25 protein-coding genes are annotated in these 23,034 nt (G+C 57.9%); 13 read left to right on the top strand and 12 right to left on the bottom strand.

The features are described from left to right. Positions 1-77 precede the first annotated feature (77 nt). The 4 genes from alkB to ACA062_RS17770 all read right to left on the bottom strand — a co-directional run bounded on the left by alkB (position 78) and on the right by ACA062_RS17770 (position 2,116). Positions 78-758: a DNA oxidative demethylase AlkB gene (alkB, locus tag ACA062_RS17785; protein ID WP_497452274.1), complete on the bottom strand. Its 681-nt coding sequence runs from the start codon at positions 756-758 to the stop codon at positions 78-80. Further along, positions 748-1,452, bottom strand: coding sequence for a 2OG-Fe(II) oxygenase (locus tag ACA062_RS17780; protein WP_497452273.1), 705 nt, complete (start codon positions 1,450-1,452; stop codon positions 748-750). Before ACA062_RS17780 ends, alkB begins: the two co-directional genes overlap by 11 nt. A 155-nt stretch (positions 1,453-1,607) precedes the next feature. Continuing rightward, positions 1,608-1,784 carry a hypothetical protein gene (locus ACA062_RS17775; protein WP_168187367.1) on the bottom strand — a complete coding sequence of 59 codons (177 nt, stop codon included), beginning with the start codon at positions 1,782-1,784 and terminating at the stop codon, positions 1,608-1,610. A gap of 29 nt (positions 1,785-1,813) precedes the next feature. After that, a complete protein-coding gene (locus ACA062_RS17770; RefSeq protein WP_497452272.1) occupies positions 1,814-2,116 on the bottom strand; it encodes a DUF1883 domain-containing protein in 303 nt (100 codons plus the stop codon). Positions 2,117-2,327: 211 nt separating this feature from the next. Between ACA062_RS17770 and ACA062_RS17765 the strand changes: the two genes are divergently transcribed. Then, on the top strand, positions 2,328-2,684 hold the full coding sequence (locus ACA062_RS17765; protein WP_497452271.1) for a hypothetical protein: 357 nt from the start codon (positions 2,328-2,330) through the stop codon (positions 2,682-2,684). Positions 2,685-2,892: 208 nt separating this feature from the next. Then, positions 2,893-3,123, top strand: a complete 231-nt coding sequence (locus ACA062_RS17760) for a hypothetical protein (protein WP_497452270.1) — start codon at positions 2,893-2,895, stop codon at positions 3,121-3,123. Positions 3,124-3,135: 12 nt separating this feature from the next. Here ACA062_RS17760 and ACA062_RS17755 read toward each other — a convergent pair whose 3' ends face one another. Beyond that, the gene (locus tag ACA062_RS17755) at positions 3,136-3,417 is read right to left on the bottom strand and encodes a hypothetical protein (protein WP_497452269.1); all 282 of its coding nucleotides are present in this window, start codon (positions 3,415-3,417) and stop codon (positions 3,136-3,138) included. A 136-nt stretch (positions 3,418-3,553) separates the two neighbouring features. Beyond that, the gene (locus ACA062_RS17750) at positions 3,554-3,742 is read right to left on the bottom strand and encodes a hypothetical protein (RefSeq protein WP_338919153.1); all 189 of its coding nucleotides are present in this window, start codon (positions 3,740-3,742) and stop codon (positions 3,554-3,556) included. Between the two features lie 291 nt (positions 3,743-4,033). On the opposite strand from ACA062_RS17750, the gene galU reads away from it, so the two are divergent. From galU to gorA, 6 genes are all read left to right on the top strand, one after another. Next, entirely contained in the window at positions 4,034-4,873 is an 840-nt protein-coding gene (gene galU, locus ACA062_RS17745) for a UTP--glucose-1-phosphate uridylyltransferase GalU (RefSeq protein ID WP_064678069.1), read from the top strand. Between the two features lie 495 nt (positions 4,874-5,368). Further along, positions 5,369-5,854: a hypothetical protein gene (locus tag ACA062_RS17740; RefSeq protein ID WP_497452268.1), complete on the top strand. Its 486-nt coding sequence runs from the start codon at positions 5,369-5,371 to the stop codon at positions 5,852-5,854. A gap of 126 nt (positions 5,855-5,980) precedes the next feature. Further along, entirely contained in the window at positions 5,981-7,396 is a 1,416-nt protein-coding gene (locus tag ACA062_RS17735) for a PAAR domain-containing protein (RefSeq protein WP_497457444.1), read from the top strand. A gap of 128 nt (positions 7,397-7,524) precedes the next feature. After that, complete coding sequence (locus tag ACA062_RS17730) at positions 7,525-7,782, top strand: hypothetical protein (RefSeq protein WP_497452267.1); 258 nt, start codon at positions 7,525-7,527, stop codon at positions 7,780-7,782. A 455-nt stretch (positions 7,783-8,237) separates the two neighbouring features. Then, a complete protein-coding gene (locus ACA062_RS17725) occupies positions 8,238-8,618 on the top strand; it encodes a hypothetical protein (RefSeq protein ID WP_497452266.1) in 381 nt (126 codons plus the stop codon). 162 nt (positions 8,619-8,780) lie between these two features. Beyond that, on the top strand, positions 8,781-10,139 hold the full coding sequence (gorA, locus tag ACA062_RS17720; RefSeq protein WP_497452265.1) for a glutathione-disulfide reductase: 1,359 nt from the start codon (positions 8,781-8,783) through the stop codon (positions 10,137-10,139). Here the strand turns inward: gorA and ACA062_RS17715 are convergent. Next, positions 10,136-11,152, bottom strand: a complete 1,017-nt coding sequence (locus ACA062_RS17715) for a DNA-binding protein (RefSeq protein ID WP_497452264.1) — start codon at positions 11,150-11,152, stop codon at positions 10,136-10,138. The genes gorA and ACA062_RS17715 overlap by 4 nt on opposite strands. A gap of 375 nt (positions 11,153-11,527) precedes the next feature. Between ACA062_RS17715 and ACA062_RS17710 the strand changes: the two genes are divergently transcribed. The 3 genes from ACA062_RS17710 to ahpF all read left to right on the top strand — a co-directional run bounded on the left by ACA062_RS17710 (position 11,528) and on the right by ahpF (position 14,911). After that, a complete protein-coding gene (locus tag ACA062_RS17710) occupies positions 11,528-12,466 on the top strand; it encodes a site-specific integrase (protein WP_497452263.1) in 939 nt (312 codons plus the stop codon). A 195-nt stretch (positions 12,467-12,661) separates the two neighbouring features. After that, positions 12,662-13,225, top strand: a complete 564-nt coding sequence (ahpC, locus tag ACA062_RS17705) for an alkyl hydroperoxide reductase subunit C (protein ID WP_007975937.1) — start codon at positions 12,662-12,664, stop codon at positions 13,223-13,225. Between the two features lie 123 nt (positions 13,226-13,348). Continuing rightward, positions 13,349-14,911, top strand: a complete 1,563-nt coding sequence (gene ahpF, locus ACA062_RS17700; RefSeq protein ID WP_497452262.1) for an alkyl hydroperoxide reductase subunit F — start codon at positions 13,349-13,351, stop codon at positions 14,909-14,911. A 176-nt stretch (positions 14,912-15,087) separates the two neighbouring features. Here the strand turns inward: ahpF and gloA are convergent, their stop codons facing one another. Beyond that, the gene (gene gloA, locus ACA062_RS17695; protein WP_497452261.1) at positions 15,088-15,609 is read right to left on the bottom strand and encodes a lactoylglutathione lyase; all 522 of its coding nucleotides are present in this window, start codon (positions 15,607-15,609) and stop codon (positions 15,088-15,090) included. 138 nt (positions 15,610-15,747) lie between these two features. On the opposite strand from gloA, the gene ACA062_RS17690 reads away from it, so the two are divergent. After that, entirely contained in the window at positions 15,748-16,272 is a 525-nt protein-coding gene (locus ACA062_RS17690) for a DUF4946 domain-containing protein (protein WP_497452260.1), read from the top strand. Between the two features lie 172 nt (positions 16,273-16,444). Here ACA062_RS17690 and ACA062_RS17685 read toward each other — a convergent pair whose 3' ends face one another. After that, the gene (locus tag ACA062_RS17685) at positions 16,445-16,810 is read right to left on the bottom strand and encodes a histone-like nucleoid-structuring protein, MvaT/MvaU family (protein ID WP_497452259.1); all 366 of its coding nucleotides are present in this window, start codon (positions 16,808-16,810) and stop codon (positions 16,445-16,447) included. A 226-nt stretch (positions 16,811-17,036) separates the two neighbouring features. Further along, positions 17,037-18,572, bottom strand: a complete 1,536-nt coding sequence (locus ACA062_RS17680; RefSeq protein WP_497452258.1) for an EAL domain-containing protein — start codon at positions 18,570-18,572, stop codon at positions 17,037-17,039. A gap of 473 nt (positions 18,573-19,045) precedes the next feature. Here ACA062_RS17680 and hppD point away from each other — a divergent pair, with 473 nt between their 5' ends. Then, entirely contained in the window at positions 19,046-20,122 is a 1,077-nt protein-coding gene (gene hppD, locus ACA062_RS17675) for a 4-hydroxyphenylpyruvate dioxygenase (protein ID WP_497452257.1), read from the top strand. A 158-nt stretch (positions 20,123-20,280) separates the two neighbouring features. Here the strand turns inward: hppD and rarD are convergent, their stop codons facing one another. Together rarD and ACA062_RS17665 are read right to left on the bottom strand one after the other, a co-directional pair. Beyond that, positions 20,281-21,162, bottom strand: coding sequence for an EamA family transporter RarD (gene rarD / locus ACA062_RS17670; protein ID WP_497452256.1), 882 nt, complete (start codon positions 21,160-21,162; stop codon positions 20,281-20,283). Positions 21,163-21,696: 534 nt separating this feature from the next. Continuing rightward, positions 21,697-22,710 carry an aldo/keto reductase gene (locus ACA062_RS17665; protein ID WP_497452255.1) on the bottom strand — a complete coding sequence of 338 codons (1,014 nt, stop codon included), beginning with the start codon at positions 22,708-22,710 and terminating at the stop codon, positions 21,697-21,699. Positions 22,711-23,034: the final 324 nt, after the last annotated feature.

The following is a 23,034-nucleotide window of genomic DNA, read 5'->3' as shown; positions in this document are numbered from 1 at the left end:
CCGTTGGTCCGTTTGATCCAGATTAACCAGCCGCAGGGGTGGCTGCACTCCGGGTCTTGTGGTCGAATTCGAGGTCGTCATCTGGCAGTGCGAAAGGTGAAGTTGATGCGTTGCTCACCCAGGCGCGAATGCTGGCCGGCCTTGATCGGCAACACCCCGTGATAACGCAGGCGATCGACGCCGCCCCAGATCACGATGTCGCCATGCAGCAACGGCACTCGCTGGCTTTTGTCACTGCGCTCGAAGCCGCCGAACAGGAACATCGCCGGCAACCCCAGCGACACCGACACAATCGGCGCTGCGAGGCAGGCTTCGTCCTTGTCCTGGTGCAATGACATCTTCGCGCCGGGGACATAACGGTTGATCAGGCAGGCATCAGGCACGAAACCGGCAAACCCTGCTTCACGCGCCGCCGCCTGGGCCAATTCGAAAAATGCCTCGGGCATCGCTGGCCAGGGTTGCCCGGTCCGCGGGTCATGGCGGGTGTAGCGGTAGCCGCTGCGGTCGGTGGTCCAGCCCCATGTGCCGCAACTGCTCATGGCCGCCGACATGGTGAAGCCGCCCGGCGTGACCATCTGGCGCAACGGCGCAGCGGCCAGCACTGTGTCCAGCGCGGGCAGCAACCGGTCCAGCCAGGGCAGGGCAAAGCCCCTCAGGACGAAAGACTGTTCGCCAATCTGTTCGCGCCGGGGCTGCTGCTCGGGTTCAGCATCGGCAAACAGGTCGAAAGTGATCGGGGACATGGGCTCATGAGGCATCGTGAAAAATGATTCCAAGGGTATGCCGTTTTCCGCTGTGCAGGCGACTCACGCCGTGGCGCAGGGTCACGCGGTAATAGCCACGAACGCCTTTGACCGGTCGGTGATTGACCGCAAAGATCAGCCCGTCGCCTTTCTTCAAGCCGATGACCTGAGGCCGCGACTGCATCCGTGGACGCTGTTCGGTCAGCACGAACTCGCCGCCGGTGAAATCCTCGTCCGGCGCTGACAGCAGAATCGCCACTTGCAGCGGGAACACCTGTTCACCGTACAGATCCTGATGCAAGCAGTTGTAATCCTGCGGCCCATATTGCAGCAACAACGGGGTCGGGCGTTCCTGACCGGCGGCATGGCAGCGTTCGAGAAAAGCTTCGTGCGTCGCCGGGAAGCGGGTCGGCAGCGCCATGCGTTCGTACCAGCGATTGGCAATCGGCACCAGGCGAGGGTAGAGCGCACTGCGCAAGCGGACGACGACATCGGGCAAAGGATATCTGAAGTATTTGTACTCGCCACGGCCAAAACCGTGACGAGCCATGATCACTTGCGAGCGGAACGGTTCTGACCGGGGGTACAGGGCGCTGACTGCATCGCACGTCTGGCCACTCAAGAGCGATCGGATGATCGCGCAGCCATCCTGATCCAGTTGCTGCTCCAGGGTTGGCCAATCCAGTCCTTCGAGAAGTGGCTCGCTCATCGTCGCGCCTCGCGATCGGCAGTGCCGCTGATAGAGCGAATCGAGGAAGCGGACATGTTCTGACGCCTTGACCAGGGTTGAGGTCGCCAGTCTAGGGCGCGCTGCCGGCGCGAACACTCCGGCGCTTGCGGTCGAATTCCTCGCTCTGGATTGCGTTACAGCGCTTTGCTGACGCTGATTTCGCTGATGACGTCGTCACCCTGGCCATGAATGGCGTCCAGCGCGACTTTGGCTTCTGCTTCAGTGCCGTTTTCAAGCTGGGCAAATTCGAAGCGGCGCTCGCCGTTGAGTTTGTATTTGATGACGTACTTGGTCGTTTGAGCCACGGTCATACCTGCTTGTCTGTGGGTGGTCGCGTCACTCAGCTCAGTTTCGAGCTGGAGCGGCGGATGATCTTGATCGAATGAGTCAGGGTCGGTTTGCGGGTCACGCTGATCGGCCGGCTGTTGACCGTGTCGATGGTGATGTTCCAGAAACCGGTGCTCGGCGCCGTAATACGCGCCGGGAAGGTGTCGAACGCACCGCCGTGGTAAGTGTGACGACCGCCATTCTTGAAACTGCGGAAATTGGCGTCGTTCATCAAGCGGATGTTGCAGGTTTGCGAGCATTGAATGACGACGATGTCGTCTTCGTTGAGGTGCTCGCGCTGGTGGATAAATTTCATGGGCGCCTCCAGAAGGGCTTTTTCTACAAAATCAAAACGATAGCATGGGCGATTGGCGCAGTTTATCAGCCCGAACAGGTTATTATCCGGTCGTCGAGGCGTGCTTTGACAATTAAAAACAGTTATTCGCGATTCCCTGCGCGATAAACGCAACGAGCCTCGGAGAAAAACCGCGTTTATGCGGTCGGAGGCTCTTTATTGGAGATTTAACATGAAATGGGGTATATGGATCCTGCCATTGGTAGTGGCGATGAGTGGTTGTGCGAGTGTCTCGGATATCAGTCAGACGCTGCCTACCATGAGTGTGATTTCAGGCAAGAAACCCCATGAATATGCGCAGTGCCTGACCGGGAAACTGGCCGACAGCCGTGGCGCCCTGCAGGTCGAGCCGCAGAAGGATGGTGTGCGGGTGATCGTGCCGCAGAAGCTTTCCTCGGGCCCGGCGGCGGTATTCGACATCGAAGAGCGCTCCAGCGGCAGCAGCATCAAGTTGCACGAACGCATCTCCAATGTGCCGTTGCGCCCCCAGGATGTACGCGATGCCGCCACTGCGTGCATTTCCGGCTGATGGACGGGAGCAACCTCGCTCGGGGCGTCGTGCGGACGATGGACTCAACAGCGCCGCGTTTATGTAGGAGCGAGCTTGCTCGCGAAGGACTTAAGAGCGCCGCGTTTAGCCAGTCAGTACGCGTTATCGTTAACGACCATCGCGAGCAAGCTCGCTCCTACCAGTGGATCGCATTGGCAGGACCGCATTGTCATTTCTGGAGTCGAGCATGAAGCGAGAGCAGGTACGCAAGTGCCATGCAGAGGGTCATATCTCTGCCACCCACGTGATTCAGAACCCGGCGAACCCGGGGGAATGGATCGTGTTTTTCAAGAAAAGCGCCGGGCGCAGTTTTTTCCTGGTGGATGACAACGACGAAGTCGAATCCTTCGCTGGTCTCGATGACTTGATCGAGACCGTGCGCGGCCTGGGGATCAAGTTCGCCGAGATCCACATGTAGGGGCAGGGTGCCTTACTTGCAGACCACCACCACGCTGCGGTTCTTGTAATTGCCTACATCCACGCCCAGGGTCTTGTCGCTTTCCCTGGTCGAAGGTGAGCCATCCGTCCCGACGATGTTGTAGCCGGTGCCCGCGCAGGAGGCGTCAGCCATTTCGTAGCAGGTGGCCCAGGAGTTGGCCTCCCCGGAGCAGTCGATCGTCAGGCCCTGTTCGCCGTTGTGCAGGTAAGTCGTTTCCGACGTGGCGCAACCGGCAAGGGCCAGAAGCGCAATCATTGGCAAAAATCTATTCATGTGGGTGGTCGTCGTCGGGATGATGGGGCTAAGCCTGTGACAGCGCTGGCTGCAAAAGGTTATAGCGATTGGCCACTTCGCCGCGGGCAATCACAAAAAAGCCCTGCGTGAAGCAGGGCTGTGTGGACAGGGCGGATCAGCTCTTGTCCTTGCCACGGCGTTTAGGGGCTGCAGGCTGGTCTTGCAACACCGATGCCACTTCAATCGCCAACGCTTCGCTGGGGAACGGTCCGGCGATATTCTCGCCGCCGACGCTGTCGACCCACCACTGGCCGTCTTTCGCCTGGTTGATCAGGTACCCGTTGACGCTCTTTGCTACCGACATCTATCTGCCTCGTTGGCTGGTTCAATCGCGCAATGATAGCGCCAAATGCAGCCAACGGGTGCTGATGGGCGTATGGTGGTGCGGTTGCCTGTCCGGTCGATGGCCGTGCAAGTCTGCCAACCTCTGCTATTTATAGAGGGCGGCGGAATATCTGCAGAACGTTATGCGGAACTATCCGCGTGAATATTTCTCTATGATGGCATCGGTTAGCCAGCGCGGGGCATTGTAAGGTGCGCGCCGCCTGATTAGACTGCGCCGAAACTCGAACACACAGCCCTTTCAAGGACTTATATGATCAAGAAATGCTTGTTCCCAGCAGCCGGTTACGGCACTCGCTTCCTCCCAGCGACCAAAGCCATGCCCAAAGAAATGCTGCCGGTGGTAAACAAGCCACTGATCCAGTACGGCGTCGAAGAAGCACTGGACGCCGGGTTGACCGAAATCTCCATCGTCACCGGTCGCGGTAAACGCGCCCTGGAAGACCACTTCGACATCAGCTACGAGCTGGAAAACCAGATCAAGGGCACCGACAAGGAAAAATACCTGGTCGGCATCCGCAAGCTGCTCGACAACTGCTCGTTCTCCTACACGCGCCAGACCGAAATGAAAGGCCTGGGTCATGCGATCCTGACCGGCCGCCCACTGATCGGCGACGAACCTTTCGCCGTGGTCCTGGCGGATGACTTGTGCGTCAACCTCGACGGTGACGGCGTACTGACCCAGATGGTCAAGCTGTACAAGCAATTCCGCTGCTCGATCGTCGCCATCCAGGAAGTCGATCCGCAGGAAACCCACAAGTACGGCGTGATCGCTGGCGAAATGATCCGCGACGACATCTACCGCGTGCACAGCATGGTCGAGAAGCCAAAGCCGGAAGACGCGCCGTCGAACCTGGCGATCATCGGCCGCTACATCCTGACCCCGGACATCTTCGACCTGATCGAACAGACCGAGCCAGGCAAGGGTGGTGAAATCCAGATCACCGACGCCCTGATGAAGCAGGCGCAAAACGGCTGCGTGATGGCCTACAAGTTCAAGGGCAAGCGTTTCGACTGCGGTGGCGCCGAAGGCTACATCGACGCGACCAACTTCTGCTTCGAGAACTTCTACAAGACCGGCAAGGCTTACTGATAGCTTGAGCTGCTTGTAATGAAAGGCTGCCCGCAGGCAGGGTGAAAACCTCTGCGCGGCGATTCATGAAAATGCTCCGTATCGAAAGATACGGGGCATTTTTTGTTGTGGCCTGCTGACAAAAAGAGTCGCATAGCCAGACCAGCCTGTTTCCATCCGCCCCTGAAAGAGTTGATCGCCGAGGAGCATCTCGTTGATTGATATCGCCTCGACGCTGGGTATCAGCGCAACATTAAAGTGATGTGGCTGATCAACCGGCTATAAAACAGAGTTCTCTTGCCCGAATAACAACTCCATAACAACGCCGTTGTAGGAAAAGGAGTTTTTATTTTGGCGAAATTTCCTAATCGTCCTTTTGACCCTGCCTTGGGGGCCGCGACGCTGTTAGCGTCCGCCTTATCATTTATGACCGCCCCGATATTTGCCCGGCTCGGCGCTCTTGCCGGGGGAAGAGGGGCAAGTAACCCAGAGCCCCCAAGGATAAGGATCCTGCGAATGAATACACCCTTGCATCCCTTGTATACCAACGATGTCTCCCCTGAATTTCTCAACAGCCTGAACGACTCGCCTTTCACGGAGCAGCAGGTTGCGAAATTCGACGAACAGGCCCAGGCGATTATTCGTCAGCAGCAGGATTACGTTATCGCTCATCCCCCCGTCGCTGTTTACCGGTGGGCAACCGAGGGCAGTCAAACCCGTAACGGCGGGGTGGTCCAGCAAACGACAGCGACGCTGGAGTTCACATTGGATAACGATCGGATAGTGCGCGTAGCGAGGAAAGGTGATTACGTCGTGTATGCCGATGGCAGTACGGCGCAGATCGTCACCGGCGCGGGACAAGACTGTAACCATTTTGCGCTGGTTGGCAGTTATCTCAGCAATGGAGATGAAATCATCAATACGCCGCAAGGCATGGCCTTGTATGTGGTGCGTGAAGGTGTGCCGATGGCAGAAGATTTTCTGCCATCTATCACGGGCTGACAGGAACGCGTGGCGCTGCTGGATTATTTCTCAGTGCCGCGCTGCGCCAATGTCTTCAAAACAAATGGTCGCAACTTACGGTCGCAAGCCTCCCGGCTCGACCGGATGAAATGGAGAAGTAAATCGATGAATGAAGGCTATTACATTGGCTTGGATGACAAGACCACCTGTGGTGGCAAAGTCCTGGATGGTGATACCAGACTCATGCTGTATGGCCTTGCCCATGCTCGCGAAGGTGATCGAGTCACTTGTGGAAAGGACGGGAAGATCTATCAGATCGTCGGTGGCGTTTCGCACTTTATCAGTCATGGCAAACACGTGGCTGGCACGCTGGACAGCTTCAGCAATTGTCCCTGTAAAGCGCGACTGATCCCTTCGGTGTTCACAGCCACCTATCAGAATGAAGCACGACCTGCGCGGCATGCCACCAGTAGAGCCGCTCAACCGACCTCTCCTGCGGCTACCCGTCATTCGGTAGCGCCGCGTCAATCCGGTTTCGCTCCTTCGAACCCTCAAGCGCCAGCGATTTTTAATAGCGAAGAGCCCCAGGAACCTGGCTTCTATGTCGTGCCCAAGAGCATGACCCGCGAAGCATTGGAAGCGACGCTTTTCCCCGCTCGCGACCCGGCCGTGATGAGCAAGTTTCAGGCGCTCAACCCTCAGCCAGGCGACCTAAAAGCAGGTTCGATGATCGTGCTGAGCGATCCGAACAACACATCCTGCACCTACCAGGAAGCGCTACTGATGCAGTCTGCTCAACAGGTCAAGGCGGACCTCGATCCCCTGACACCGGAGGAAGCCGATTTCATGTTCCGCCACGCGGCTGAAATCGCCAGTTTTACCGGCCAGACCTCGACCTGGCTTGGCGTCAGCGCGGTGGTGATGGAAAAGCACCTGACCCGGCTGCGCGATACCCTTCAAGCCATGGAACGCCTGCATCAGGACACCTATCGCCAGCACGGCCACCTCAGATCGCCGCAGTTCTTCACCGAGCGCCAGCGCCTGCTCGCCCAACTTGATGCACACCTGCTGAACTCCACTCGCCTGCGTGGGCAGACGACCTTGGGTGATCATCCCAAGTTGAAGACGGCCCTCGGCATTTCCAGTCGCAGCCTGGTGCATCACTGGGACAAGGCTGGTGCGCCGGGCCAGATACCGGGTTATTCCACCCATGTCGAGGCAACCAGTCGTGCTGCCAAGTACATGCAGAGTGGTGGTTACATAGGCATTGGTATCGGTGGGGTGTCTTCTCTGTTGAGTATTCAGGAGGTTTGTAATACCGGCTCTGCAGAAGCTTGTGAAAAGGTAAAGTTTACTGAAGGGGGTAAATTTTTTGGGTCCACCGGTGGTGGCGTTGCGGGTGGCGAGATAGCTCGACATGCCAGTGGTCCGATCTGCTTGGCGCTTGGAGTCTCTACAGGAGTTGGAGGAGTTATCTGCGTCGCGACTGTGATAGGTATTGGCGCATGGGTGGGTACGACTTATGTTGGTGCGGGAGGTGAGAGAGCTGGTGAAATTTTGTATGAGAGAACACATCAGTGATAAGGGAGGAATTTTGGACATCTTGGTTAGCTTTCTGGCTTCTAGCTGGTCCAATTCTGCTGATTTATGTACATGTTGTATTCAGTCTGTACCTGAGCCGGCGTCATCTAGACGCCATGATGCAAGCCTTGAAGAACAGTCGTTACATTTATATTTGGGGTCCCGGCCTGCGGAATCAGGGTTGGTTTGGGGGTTACGTACTGATCAATAAAATTGCCGGGATGGTGGTGTGGCCGAGGGCGTATATCCGCATCGGTGATGTGGACCCCATCGATATCGAAAATTTCCCTCCTCATCTCAAACGACTTCTACAAACAGACGTGGCGATGCTTGTTGGTAGTGCAATTTGGGTATTGGTTGGCTATGTGCTGATGAAGTTTGAGTAATTTTATGGGAGATCACCCCAAGTTAAAGACGGCCCTCGGCATTTCCAGTTGCAGCCGGGTGCCGGGCCAGTTACCGGGTTATGCCACTCATGTGGAGGCAACCAGTCGTGCTGCCAAATACATGCAGAGTGGTAGTTACATCGGCATTGGTATCGGCGGGGTGTCTTCGCTGCTGAGTATTCAGGAGGTTTGTAATACCGGTTCTGCAGAAGCTTGCGAGAAGGTCAAGTGTACTGAAGGGGGGGATTTGCGGTCTCTACTGTTGGTGGTGTTATCGGTGGAGAGATTGGCAGATATGCCAGTGGACCTATCTGCCTGGCCCTTGGAGTCTCTACTGGAGTTGGGGGAGTTATCTGCGTCGCAACCGTGATAGGTGTTGGCGCATGGGTGGGTACGAATCGTGGCGGTGTTGGGGGCGAGTTTGTAGGCGAAAAATTGTACGAAGGCTCAACGCCATGATCGACGCGTGGCCACCTTGGGTTGCCATAATAGTTGTTGGGGGGCCATTCCTATTGGGGGTTGTGGGTATCGCGTACTCTTTATACTTGGGCCGTCACTTGGACGCGATGATGGAGGCTTTGAAAAACAGTCGTTATATCTACATCTGGGGGCCTGGCCTGCGCAATCAGGGTTGGTTCGGATGTCTCATGCTTGTAGCAAAAATCAGCGGGATGGTGATGATGCCAAGGACATCAATCCGCATTGGTGAACTGGACCCCGTAGATATTAAGAACTTCCCTCCTCATCTCAAGCGTCTGTTGCAAATCAAAGCTGTGATGTTGATTGGTAGTGGCGTTTGGCTGTTGGTTGGATCTTTGCTGGTGGAATTCAGGTAACAGGATGGACGAATCAAAACGAGGGATACCGAAAGCGCAGCCGGCAGCGGGGCATTGATCGAAAGCAAAGGGCGGGCCGCGCATTTCGGCCCGGCCATTTCGGCGTGATGCTTGCTCAATGGGCGCCCGCAGGTATGCTGGTAGCCTGCCGAGGAGAAAGAAATGGCCTACGATTTTGACCTTTATGTGATTGGCGCCGGTTCCGGCGGTGTGCGGGCTGCGCGGTTTGCGGCGGGTTTTGGTGCGAAAGTGGCCGTGGCCGAGAGCCGTTACCTGGGGGGTACCTGTGTGAACGTCGGCTGCGTGCCGAAGAAACTGCTGGTCTACGGCGCGCACTTCGCCGAAGACTTCGAGCAGTCTTCCGGTTTTGGCTGGACCCTGGGCGAGGCGAAGTTCGATTGGGCGACGCTGATCGCCAACAAGGATCGCGAGATCAATCGCCTGAACGGCATCTATCGCAACTTGCTGGTCAATAGCGGCGTGACCTTGCATGAAGGTCACGCCAAGATCGTCGACCCGCATACGGTCGAGATCAATGGCGAACGCTACACCGCCAACAACATTCTGATTGCCACTGGCGGCTGGCCGCAGATTCCAGAGATTGCGGGGCATGAGCATGCGATCAGTTCCAACCAGGCATTCTTCCTGAAGGAACTGCCCAAGCGCGTGCTGGTGGTGGGCGGCGGTTACATCGCCGTCGAGTTCGCCGGGATCTTCCATGGCCTGGGCGCCGACACCACCTTGCTCTATCGCGGTGAACTGTTCCTGCGTGGCTTCGACGGTGCGGTGCGCAAGCACCTGCAGGAAGAGCTGACCAAGCGCGGGATGGATCTGCAATTCAACGCCGACATCGAGCGCATCGACAAACAGGCTGATGGCAGTCTGAAAGTCACCCTCAAGGACGGTCGCGAGCTGGAAGCCGATTGTGTGTTTTATGCCACCGGGCGGCGTCCGATGCTGGACAACCTCGGGCTGGAAAACACCGGGGTCAAGCTCGACAAGAAAGGCTTCGTCGAGGTCGACGAGCAATATCAGACCGCCGAGCCGTCGATCCTGGCGCTTGGCGATGTCATCGGTCGGGTTCAGCTGACACCGGTCGCGCTGGCCGAAGGCATGGCGGTGGCGCGGCGCTTGTTCAAGCCTGAGCAGTATCGCCCGGTGGATTACAAGATGATCCCGACGGCGGTGTTCAGCCTGCCGAACATCGGCACGGTCGGTTTGACCGAGGAGGAGGCCCGGGAGGCCGGGCACGAGGTGGTGATTTTCGAAAGCCGTTTCCGGCCGATGAAACTGACCCTGACCGAATGCCAGGAGCGCACGCTGATGAAGCTGGTGGTGGACGGCAAGACCGACAAGGTGCTGGGTTGCCACATGGTCGGCCCTGATGCCGGTGAAATCGTCCAGGGCCTGGCGATTGCCTTGAAGGCCGGCGCGACCAAGCGTGACTTCGACGAAACCATCGGCGTGCACCCGACGGCCGCCGAAGAGTTCGTCACCATGCGGTCGCCGGTCGCCGGTTAATCGTCCTTCTGCTGTTCTGTTGCGTCTGGCGCTGTCGCAACGACGGCCGCCAGGCGCAGTTGCTCCAGGTACGACTGGGTCTGGGTCAATTCGGCTTCCAGTGATTTATTGGCCTGTGCGTGCTCCTCGACACTCTGCTTGAGTGACTGACTTTCCAGCAGAGCAGTGCGCAAGCGTTCCTGGAGGAGGGTGCGCTCGCTGTCGATGCGATTGACCTGTTCCAGCAACTGGTCCTGGCGATGGTGGGTTTGCTTGAGCTGTTCCTGCAGCAGGCTCAACTCCCGCAGCGTTCCTCGGTTCTCCGTCAGCAGGCGCTCATTGTCGCGGTGCAGCTGGGTGATTTCATCCTGGCGTACCAGTGCGCTTTGCTGGGCCTGGCGCAATTCCATCTGAATCTGCTGCACCTGGCCTTCATGGCGACTTTGCTCCTGCTCGCGCTGCTCTTTGACTGCGTTGCGGTAGTGCTCCAGGGCGTCGCGGGTGTGCAGGTGTTTCTCTTCAAGGGAGCGGATCTGCTCGTCCTTGTCTTGCAAGCGTAATTCGAAATCGGTCAATGCCTGGTTCAGCCCGGCGTTGCGGGTTTGCTCGGTCTGCAACAGGGCGCGGGTGTTTTCCAGTGCGTCGGATTCCTGGGTGTAGGCCAGGCTTTGAATTTCGTATTGCTGCTGCAGCAGCGTGTTGGCTTGCCGGGCTTCGGTCAACTGAGTTTCAAGCACTGTTCGCTGTTGCTCGAACTGCGCCCGCGCCTGATCGATCGGTTCCTGCGCCTGCTCCCTGAGGCGCTGCGCCAGGTGCGACACCAGCCCTGCCAGCTCGTCGTCGAGGGGCTCGGAAGAAGACTCGGCCGGTTCAGCGCCGTCATCCAGTTCTTTCAGGTAACGGTGAATGGTGGTTTTCGAGCCGGTGTTGCCCATTTCGATCCGTACAGCGTCGATGCTCGGGTTTTCACCGCGGGCGAGGATTGCCAAGCGGGCCGTTTGAACCACTGCTTTGTTGATGCCGCCACGGGCCATGTGCTCTCCTACGATTTCGTAATGTGGTACGTACCACCAAATACACATTGTACCACGCCATCTTAAAAGTTAAATATGCCTTGTTTAATGACACGGGATATACTGGTATTACCCCGTGTCAGAGCGTTTCTGAAGCATTCGTCGCTGGATTTCGGTACACAAATCCCCTGTAGGAGCTGGCTTGCCAGCGAAGGCGTCCGTCCAGTTAAAAATATGTTGGCTGACACACCGCTTTCGCTGGCAAGCCAGCTCCTACAGGGGGCGGTGTCAACTTGGGGATTGGCACAGAAAACCCGAGAGCGCCGCGGGCATTCAGGCAGCAAGCGTCATCGTTGACGTCCATCGCGAGCAAGCTCGCTCCTACGGGTCATTTTCATGAGTGAGCTGGATCGTTACCTGCAAGCGGCCACCCGCGACAACACCCGTCGCAGCTATCGGGCGGCCATCGAGCACTTCGAAGTCAGTTGGGGTGGGTTTCTGCCAGCAACGGCGGACAGCATCGCGCGCTACCTGGTGGCGTATGCCGGTGAGCTGTCGATCAACACCTTGAAGCTGCGCCTATCGGCACTGGCGCAATGGCACAACAGCCAGGGTTTTGCCGACCCGACCAAGGCGCCGGTGGTGCGCAAGGTGTTCAAGGGCATTCGCGCGCTGCATCCGGCGCAGGAGAAACAGGCCGAGCCATTGCAGCTGCAGCACCTCGAACAAGCAGTGGCCTGGCTGGAGCAGGAGGCGCAATCCGCAAAATCCGCAGGCGATCATCCGGCGCTCTTGCGGGCAAGGCGCGACACGGCACTCATCCTGCTGGGCTTCTGGCGTGGCTTTCGCAGCGATGAGTTGTGTCGCCTGCAGATCGAGCACGTGCAAGCGAGCGCCGGTGCCGGCATCACGCTGTACCTGCCGCGCAGCAAGAGCGATCGTGAAAATCTCGGCAAGACTTATCAGACGCCGGCCCTGCAGCGGTTGTGTCCGGTGCAGGCGTACATCGACTGGATCAGCGCGGCCGCGCTGGTCCGTGGTCCGGTGTTTCGCGCAATTGATCGCTGGGGCAACTTGAGCGAGGAGGGGTTGCACGCCAATAGCGTGATCCCGTTATTGCGCCAGGCGCTGGAGCGCGCGGGAATTCCCGCTGAGCAATACACCAGCCACTCCTTGCGGCGCGGCTTCGCCACCTGGGCACATCAGAGCGGGTGGGATTTGAAATCGTTGATGAGTTACGTCGGCTGGAAGGACATGAAGTCGGCCATGCGCTACGTCGAGGCCAATCCGTTTCCGGTGATGCCCCGGATCGTTGAAAAGCCCGTGATCCCCTAGGGGGCGTTCTCAATCTGTTTCCCCGTTGCGCTGGGGAATCCATTGAGAAAGGCTCCTAGGAGCGTTTTCTTCTATTAATACTGTCCGCTAATAGCGAAAACCAATCAGTTGCATGAGGTTTGCCAATGAGCTATCGGGGGATTGAATAGGTAGGATTCATTCCATCAACTTTTCAACCCTGACGGAGAGTCATCGATGCCTATCATCAACAGCCAAGTTAAACCATTCAAAGCTGACGCCTTCAAAAATGGCGACTTCGTAAAAGTTTCGGACGCTGACCTGAAAGGCAAGTGGTCTGTCGTGTTCTTCTACCCAGCCGACTTCACCTTCGTTTGCCCGACCGAACTCGAAGACCTGGCTGACAACTACGACGCGTTCCAGAAACTGGGCGTCGAGATCTACAGCGTTTCCACCGATACCCACTTTGCCCACGCTGCCTGGCACAACACGTCGCCAGCCATCGGCAAAATCCAGTACACCATGATCGGTGACCCGACCCACGCCATCTCCCGCAACTTCGACGTGCTGATCGAAGAGGCCGGTCTGGCTGACCGTGGCACCTTCGTGATCAACCCTGAAGGCCAGATCAAAATCGTCGAACTGAACGACGGTGGTGTGGGTCGTGACGCTTCCGAACTGCTGCGCAAAATCAAGGCAGCCCAGTACGTCGCTGCTCACCCGGGCCAGGTTTGCCCAGCCAAGTGGAAAGAAGGCGAGGCCACACTGGCTCCGTCCCTGGACCTGGTCGGCAAGATCTAAGTCTGTGGATCGCATCATCAGGGCGGGTTCCCGCACCTAAGTAAGCTGCAACCGCCCAATAAAAACGCCCGGGCGAGATTCGCTCGGGCGTTTTTTTTCAAATTCAAAAAGGAAATCGCCCGTATGTTGGACGCCAATCTTAAAGCCCAGTTGAAATCGTACCTGGAACGGGTCACCCAGCCGATCGAGATCGTTGCCTCCCTCGACGACGGTGCGAAATCCCAGGAAATGCTCGAACTGCTGAAAGATGTAGCCAGTCTTTCCAGCCAGATTACCTTGCTCGACAACGGTGATGATGCACGCAAGCCATCGTTCTCGATCAACCGCCCGGGTGCCGATATCAGCCTGCGTTTCGCCGGCATCCCCATGGGCCACGAATTAACCTCCCTGGTGTTGGCTTTGCTGCAAGTCGGCGGCCACCCCTCCAAAGCCAGTGTTGACGTGATCGAACAGATCCGCTCGCTCAAGGGCGAATTCAACTTCGAGACCTACTTCTCGCTGTCCTGCCAGAACTGCCCGGACGTGGTCCAGGCGCTGAACCTGATGGCCGTGTTGAACCCGAACATCCGCCACGTCGCCATCGACGGCGCGCTATTCCAGGCCGAGGTCGACGAGCGCCAGATCATGGCCGTGCCCAGTCTCTACCTCAACGGTGTGAACTTCGGTCAGGGTCGCATGGGCCTGGAAGAAATCCTCGCCAAGATCGACACCAGCGGCATCGAGCGTCAGGCCGGGAAAATCAGCGCCAAAGAAGCCTTTGACGTACTGGTTGTCGGCGGTGGCCCGGCCGGTGCTGCGGCAGCGATCTACGCCGCCCGTAAAGGCATTCGCACCGGTGTCGCGGCCGAGCGTTTCGGTGGGCAGGTGCTGGACACCATGGCCATCGAGAACTTCATTTCCGTGCAGGAAACCGAAGGGCCGAAACTGGCCGTGGCCCTGGAAGAGCACGTCAAGCAGTACGACGTCGACATCATGAACCTGCAACGCGCTGACAAACTGGTGCCGGGCAAGAACGGTGAATTGAACGAAGTCCACTTCGCCAGCGGCGCCACATTGAAAGCCAAGACCGTGATCCTCTCGACCGGTGCGCGGTGGCGTGAAATGAACGTCCCCGGTGAGCAGCAATACCGCAACAAGGGCGTGGCGTACTGCCCGCACTGTGACGGTCCGCTGTTCAAAGGCAAGCGGGTGGCGGTGATTGGCGGCGGCAACTCCGGCGTCGAAGCGGCCATCGACCTGGCCGGCATCGTATCCCATGTGACGCTGCTCGAATTCGACGTGCAACTGCGCGCCGATGCGGTCCTGCAGCGCAAGTTGCACAGCTTGCCGAACGTCACCGTGATCACCCATGCGCAAACCACTGAAGTGACCGGCGATGGTCAGAAGGTCAACGGACTGCGCTACAAGAATCGTCAGTCGGACGAGCTGCGGACGGTGGAACTGGAGGGGATCTTCGTGCAGATCGGTCTGCTGCCCAACACCGATTGGCTTAAAGGCACCATCGAGTTGTCGCCGCGCGGCGAGATCATTGTCGATGCCCGTGGTGAGACATCGGTGCCGGGGGTGTTTGCGGCCGGCGATGTGACGACCGTGCCGTACAAGCAGATCGTGATTGCGGTGGGCGAGGGGGCCAAGGCTTCCCTGAGCGCATTCGATCACCTGATCCGGACTTCGGCCCCGGCGTAAACCCGGACGCTGAAAACACAAAAACCCCATGATCGATCATGGGGTTTTTTGTGCGCGCCGTTGCACGCTTTTGTAGGAGCCGGCTTGCTGGCGAAGGCATTGTGTCAGCCGGCGCAGATGTCAACTGACACTCCGCTTTCGCTGGCAAGCCAGCTCCTACAGGGGGGTGGTGTACGTTAGAGCGGAGCGGGCTGGATGATTTCGACCCAGTAGGCATCCGGATCCTTGATGAACGCCAGGCTCTTCATGCGGCCGTCGTTCAGGCGTTTCTGGAAATCGCAGCCCAGCGCCTCGAAGCGCTCGCAGGCGGCGGCGATGTCCGGCACCGAGATGCAGATGTGGCCGAAACCGCGCGGGTCGGTGTTGCCGTTGTGGTAGGCGAAATCGGCGTCGTTTTCGGTGCCGTGGTTATGGGTCAGTTCGAGAATGCCGGGGATCGATTTCATCCATTCGGTGCGCGCCGCGGCGTCGGCCGGGATCTGGTCTTTATCGACCAGCGCCAGGAAGTACAGGCTGAATTCTGCTTCCGGGAAGTCGCGCTTTTCCACCAGCGAGAAACCCAGGATCCGGGTATAGAAATCCAGGGACCTGGTGATGTCCTTGACCCGCAGCATGGTGTGGTTGAACACGAACTTGTGGGTCGCGGTATCAGGCTGGGCGGTCACGCCGGGGAAGGTGTTCAATTCGTGCAGGCTCATGGGCCCTCCGGACAATAAGTGGGACTGGCGAATGATGACCATGATACGCAAGGGCGCAGGCATCACCAAATTTAGGCTATTGCCTGGCCGACGGGCGAGGCTCAGACTTTGCGGATCAAACCCTGAGTATTCATTGCAATGATTCGGTTCTGTCCATCGATTTTCGTCCTGCTGAGTGTGCTCTTGGCTGCGAACACTGCTCACGCCGATGCGCCAGTCGTGACCTGGCCTGCCGGTTGGGAGGTCGAAGCTGTTCCGCAGGAAGCCGCCAATGCCCAGGTGTCCCGTCAGCGCGCAGTGAAACACGATCAGGGCGGCACGCCGGTGATGGTGATGGAGTTGACCATGACTCAAGTGCAAACCGGCCATCAGGTGAACTTGCAGGGGGTGTTGCTGGAGATGCGCAAGTCGGTGCAGAAAGACTTCTTTCAAGGGGGCTATCAAAGTGTCTGCAACAAGATTCACCCCGCTCGTTTGAGCCGCCTGGAAGCGCTGGAAACTACCTGCACGATTACCCAGAACGGGCGTCATGTGCTGTCTCAAACATTGGTGGCGGCCGTGGATGCCGATAAGGCCTATGTTTTTTCTTGCGCGGGGCAGGCTGAGGCTTATAAGGCAAGTCAGGGTGAAATAGACGCTGCCCGTAACAGCTTGAAACTTTAGTTGCAGATTTCAATGTGCTGCAGTCCAGGGTCCCAGTGCCTGTTTTTAGAGGCTAGAAGGATTAAGCCTGAAGTAGTCGGCAAGTAGCGAATGATCGGCGCCCATCGTTGCAGTTGGACGGGGCCCATGAAAAAGCCCTGCATTGGCAGGGCTTTTTCATTACCGCGCGTACTTAACCACGCAGCCAGGAATCCACGGTGTCGACACCGTATTGTTCCTTCCAGGCTTTCAGGCCGCGGTGGTTGCCGCCCTTGGTTTCGATCAGTTCACCGGTGTGCGGATTCTGATAGACCTTGACCACGCGAGCACGGCGGGTTTTAGGCGCTGCGGCCTGTTGCAGACCGGATTTGCCCGGGTTCGGATCGAGAATGGCGATGATGTCGCGCAGGCTCTTGCCATAGGTTTTCATCAGCCCCTGGAGCTTTTCTTCGAATTCGATTTCTTTCTTGAGCCCGGCATCGTTCTTCAGGGCTTCGAGCTGCTTGAGCTGTTCCTGAAGGGCCTTTTCAGCTGCACGAAATTCAGCGAGTCTGGACAATATCTTTACTCCAATAGTGTATTTGGCTGATACCAACCGCAAACAAGGTTATAAGCCAAGCGCCTTGTAGCGACTCGGTGATGATGGCTCGCCTGCCAATCTTGCGCAGGCATTAAAAATTGTAGTTGTTAATGGGTCAAGAGTAAATCCTGTCTTTTTATTCATGTAACTACACTAGTCTTTTGATGCTGTCTGACCGCTCTGTCTCGTCGCTTTTAGCGGTTAGTTAATGATGACTTAATGCGTTAATGAACTCTGCGCCGGGCATTGGCCGGCCGAACAGATAACCTTGCAGGAAGTTCACGCCATGGGCGGTCAGGTAATCACTTTGCTCCGCGGTTTCCACGCCTTCGGCGACAACGGCCAGATCGAGTTTTGCCGAGAGCTCGATGATGGTGTCGAGAATGTGTCGGGAGAGGGCGTCAACCCCGATCATGGCGACAAAACTCTGGTCGATTTTCAAGAAGTCCACGTTGAATTGACGCAGATAGCCCAGGCTGGAGTGGCCGGTGCCAAAGTCATCGATCGCGATCATCACGCCGAGCCCGTGCAGCTGTTCGAACAATTGATGGGCAATGGCCGTGGGCTCGATGAGTTCGCGCTCGGTCAGCTCCAACACCAGGCTGATCGAGCCTGGTGCGAAGGCCTTGATGAACTTGCGACAATCCTCGACCAGATCCAGGTCCTTGCAATGGCTGGCGGTGATGTTGATGCCAATGTGAAACGGCTCGTCGAACGACGAGGACAGGGGCGCCAGTAACGCGGCGGTCTGTTGCATCAATGAGCGGGTCATCGGCACGATCAGCCCGGAGTACTCGGCAAAGGGGATGAACAGGTCCGGGCGTACCAGGCCTTCCTTGGGATGATTCCAGCGCATCAGCACCTCGCAGCCGGACCACTGCTTGCTGCCGCCATGGACCACCGGCTGAAAGTAGGGAATGAACTCCGCGGCTTCCATCGCGCGCTGCATTTCATGGCTGGGTGACATGGAGCGTTTTTGCAGAAAGTGGCCGATCGAGCCCGACACCACGCCGAAAAAGATCAGCAGACTGAACAGCGGCGGATACTCGCTTTTCATGTAGCGCCAGGTTTCACCCTCGTGGAAACCGGCTGCCACACTGAATGCATAACGTGAAGAAGTCAGTTCGCTTTGCGCCTCTGCAAAGGCGGGCAGGGCATCCTGATGAAACTGACCATCAGCAGACAACCAATGGGGGCCGACCTGTAACACCAGCAGGGTGTGGCGGTCGATCAGGCGCAGAATGTTACTGAGGTGATAACCATCCAGGGTGCTCAAGGCCCCCCTTTGTCCTTCGCTGAGTCGATACACCAGCAACGCGCGGTCGGGCGTGACCGTGTTGCCCTTCATCAATAACAACTGGCCTTGGGTGTAGTCGCCGGAATTGATCGGCTCCTGATAATCACCAAACAAGGAACTGCAATAGATAATGTTGTCCCAGATCAGGTTGGTCGAGCGCACAAACGGACGGCGGGTGACCTGTTCGCGCAACGCCAGCTTTATATCGCTGCAGCGTTGGCCTGCCAGCGGCAGCAATTCGCGTGCGGCCTGGGCGGTATTGTCCAGCATCAGTTCGAATTGGCGCACCGCTTCGCTGGCCGACAGCCGGGTGCTGTGTTGCAGTGTGCGTTCGGCCTGCATATGGAGAATGGCGAAACCCAGCAGCACCGGGAGTAAACCGCTCAAGACTGTCACGGCAATCCTGATCCCGCGTTTGCGACGGGTTTTGACGTTTAGTGGCATTTGTGGAACCTGTAGCGGTGTGAAAAAGGGCTCTCAAATGCTGGCAGGACGACAACAGGCCTCCCAAGAAGAGTGCAGATAACGGGCATGATAGATGGGCTTGAGGATTTTTGCCGATCAACGGTAGTACAGACCCATGGCCAATTGGATAAAAGCCCGCGCCGCTGGCGGGGATTACTGCGCAACAAACCCCTTGCGCGCGCAGGGAAAAAGGCGATTTGATACAGAAGGCGGACAAATTGATTTACGCTGTGTAGAATCCGGTTACGCATATAAGAATAATCGTCTTCTGGCAGCAGAAGCCTCGCCCGTCATAGCCTTGGGTCGACCATGAAGATATTTGGGTTTCAATTGATCTACGGTGACTTCCTCGCCCGCAGCGTGCGGGGGATCTCCTGCGCGCCACCCGCCGGTCTCAGCATTGCCAGCAACTAACGAATCCGTTACTTGATAAAAATGATGAGGCGTCAACCATGGCAGATTTATACGAAAACCCAATGGGCCTGATGGGCTTTGAATTCATTGAATTCGCATCGCCAACCCCTAACACCCTGGAGCCGATCTTCCAGATCATGGGCTTCACCAAGGTCGCGACCCATCGCTCCAAAGACGTGCACCTGTTTCGCCAGGGCGCAATCAACCTGATCCTCAACAACGAACCCAACAGCGTCGCGTCCTACTTCGCGGCCGAACACGGCCCGTCGGTGTGCGGCATGGCGTTCCGGGTCAAGGATTCGCAAAAGGCCTACAAGCGTGCCCTGGAACTCGGCGCCCAGCCGATCCACATCGAGACCGGCCCGATGGAGCTGCACCTGCCGGCAATCAAAGGCATCGGCGGCGCGCCGCTGTACCTGATCGACCGTTTTGGTGAAGGCAGTTCGATCTACGACATCGACTTCGTGTTCATCGAAGGCGTTGATCGCAACCCGGTCGGTGCCGGCCTGAAGATCATCGATCACCTGACCCACAACGTGTACCGCGGGCGCATGGCCTACTGGGCCAACTTCTACGAGAAGCTGTTCAACTTCCGCGAAATCCGCTACTTCGACATCAAGGGTGAATACACCGGCCTGACGTCCAAAGCGATGACCGCGCCGGACGGCATGATCCGCATCCCGTTGAACGAAGAGTCGTCCAAGGGCGCCGGGCAGATCGAAGAGTTCCTGATGCAGTTCAACGGCGAGGGCATCCAGCACGTGGCCTTCCTCAGCGAGGACCTGATCAAGACCTGGGATCACTTGAAAAGCATTGGCATGCGCTTCATGACCGCGCCGCCGGAAACCTACTACGAGATGCTTGAAGGCCGTTTGCCGAACCACGGCGAGCCGGTCAACGAACTTCAGGCGCGTGGCATCTTGCTGGACGGTTCGTCCGAGTCGGGCGACAAGCGCCTGTTGCTGCAGATCTTCTCGGAAACCCTGATGGGGCCGGTGTTCTTCGAATTCATCCAGCGTAAAGGCGATGATGGCTTCGGTGAAGGCAACTTCAAGGCGCTGTTCGAATCCATTGAACGCGACCAGGTTCGTCGGGGTGTGTTGTCCACCGAGTAAGCCGGTCCAACTATAAGAAAAGCCCGGTCGTTGACCGGGCTTTTTTTTAGATCAAAAGATCGCAGCCTGCGGCAGCTCCTACAGGTGCGTGTTTATCCGTAAATATTGCGGCGAACACGGTCAATGTAGGAGCTGCCGCAGGCTGCGATCTTTTGCTTTTAAGGCCGTCGATTGCGCAGCATGTGCTTGAACCCTTCAAACACCAACACCACCACCGCCAGCCAGATCGGAATGTAGGTCAGCCATTCACCGGGCTTGATACTTTCCCCCAGCAATAACGCCACCCCAAGTAACAGCACCGGCTCGACATAGCTCAACAACCCGAACAGGCTGAACGGCAGCAACCGGCTGGCGATGATGTAGACCACCAGCGCCGAAGCACTGATCACCCCGAGCAACGGGATCAGCAGCGACAGCCATGGATGCTGCTCGAACACGCCGAAGCCTTGTTCGCCGCTTTGAACGAACCACAGCGCCACCGGCAGCATCAAGGCCATGTCCATCCACAAACCGCCGAGGTTGTCGGTCGCCAGCCGCTTGCGCAGGATGAAGTACAGCGGATAACCGATGACGACCAGCAAGGTCGCCCAGGAAAAACCGCCGAGCTGATACAGCTCGTTGAGCACGCCGAGGGAAGCAAAAAACACCGCGACCTTTTGCAGGTAGGACAAGCGCTCGCCATAGGCGAAACGCCCGGTCAGGACCATGGACAGCGGCAACAGGAAGTAGCCCAGGGACACGTCGAGGCTATAGCCATTGAGCGGAGCCCACATGAACAGCCAGAGTTGCAGGCCGAGCAGCGTTGCGGAGAGGGCCATGCCGGCAAGCAGTCTGGGTTGGCCGACCAGGCGCCGGAACAGGGCGATCACCCGTTTCCATTCGCCGGAGACCACCATGAACACGGTCATGCAGGGCAGGGTCAGCAGCATGCGCCAGCCGAAGATTTCCACACCGCTCAGGGGGGAGAGCAGCGAGGTGAAGTAATACATGACGGCAAACAGCACCGAGGCCGAGACCGATAAAGCGATACCTTTAGACAAACTGCCCTCGCGAAGTTGAACGTGAAACGGGGCGCAGAGGATACGTGGTTTTCAAGCCGAATATTGACCGATCAATCAACACTACTGGATCTGAGTTGAAGCATAGTTGGATGATCGACACCAAACCCTGTAGGAGCTGGCTTGTCGGAACGCCGCACCGCAGCGAACGCGGTTTGTCTGTGCCAGAGATGCAAACTGGCCCACCGCTATCGCTGGCAAGCCAGCTCCCACACTCGATCTGAGTTGAAGCATAGTTGGATGATCGACACCAAACCCTGTAGGAGCTGGCTTGCCAGCGAAAGCGGTCTGTCTGTGCCAGAGACGCAAACTGGCCCACCGCTATCGCTGGCAAGCCAGCTCCTACAAGGGATCTGAGTTTGAGCATCGTTGGATGATCGACACCAAACCCCTTGTAGGAGCGAGCTTGCTCCGGGCGGCGTTCCGACGATGATCGTCAGCGATAACGCTGGAAACCTGACACCCCGCGGCGCTCTCTTGTTGATCGTCGGAACGCCGCCCGGAGCAAGCTCGCTCCTACAAGGGCAGGGGTTTACGGCCGGACACGAAGTGGCTCACATCATTGAACCCCGGTGTCGACGCATGCCCCGGCGTCACCAGCGAATCGATAAACGCTTCATCCTCAGCCGTGATCTTCACCGCCTGCGCTTTAGTGTAGGCATCCCATTGTTCCTCGGTCCGCGGGCCGACAATCGCCGAAGTCACCGCGCTGTTGTTCAACACCCAGGCAATCGCAAACTCGACAATACCCACCCCGCGGCCCTGGGTGTACGCCTGGATCTTCTGGGCGATACGCAGGGATTCAACCCGCCATTCGGTCTCCAGAATGCGTTTGTCTGCACGTCCTGCGCGGCTGTTGGCGTCGGGCTTCACCTCCGGCGCGTACTTGCCGCTGAGCACTCCGCGGGCCAACGGGCTGTAAGGCACCACGCCCAGGCCATAAGTGTGCGCTGCGGTAATCTGCTCGGTTTCGGCCTGGCGGTTGACGATGTTGTACAGCGGCTGACTGATCACCGGCCGGTCGACGCCCAGTGTGTCGGCGACGCGAATCACCTCGGCGATGCGCCAGCCGCGGTAGTTCGACACACCCCAGTAGCGGATCTTGCCCTGGCGAATCAGGTCGCCGATGGCCGACACCGTGACCTCCAGCGGCGTGTTGTGATCCTCGCGGTGCAGGTAATAGATGTCGAGATAATCGGTGCCCAGGCGCGTCAGGCTGGCGTCGATGCCGTTGAACAGATGCTTGCGGCTGAGGCCGCTGCGGTTTGGCACGCCGTCCACCGGACCGAATCCGACCTTGGTCGCGAGCACCCATTCCTGACGGTGGCTGGCGATGGCTTCGCCGACGATTTCTTCGGAGCGACCGTTGGTGTAGACGTCGGCGGTGTCGATGAAATTGATGCCCTGGTCCCAGGCCTTGTCGATGATCCGCAGGGAGTCCTCGGTGCTGGTCTGTTCGCCGAACATCATGGTGCCCAGGGTCAGGGTCGACACCTGCAGGCCCGAATGACCCAGCGTGCGGTAGCTCATGAAGAAATCCTTTTACCAGTGGGAAAGGCTCAATCAAACACCAGAAAAAGTACCGGGGGCAAATGCAATTTTCGAGCACCCCGGATCAAACTGTGGGAGCGAGACCGGCTTGCCGGCGAAAGCGGTGTTCCAGTCGACATCGTGTCAACTGTCATCACGCCTTCGCCGGCAAGCCGGTCTCGCTCCCACAGGGGGGGCTGCGTCGACCACAAGAATCGCGGGCAATATCGATCTACTGTGGGAGCGTGGCTTGCCCGCGATGGCGGAGTATCTGTCGACATCAACGCGCCTGACACTACGCAATCGCGGGCAAGCCACGCTCTC

It is taken from the genome of Pseudomonas sp. LBUM1679, from assembly GCF_059695565.1.
The sequence above is the reverse complement of the archived record's forward strand: the minus strand, read 5'-3'. Positions and strand labels throughout refer to the sequence as shown.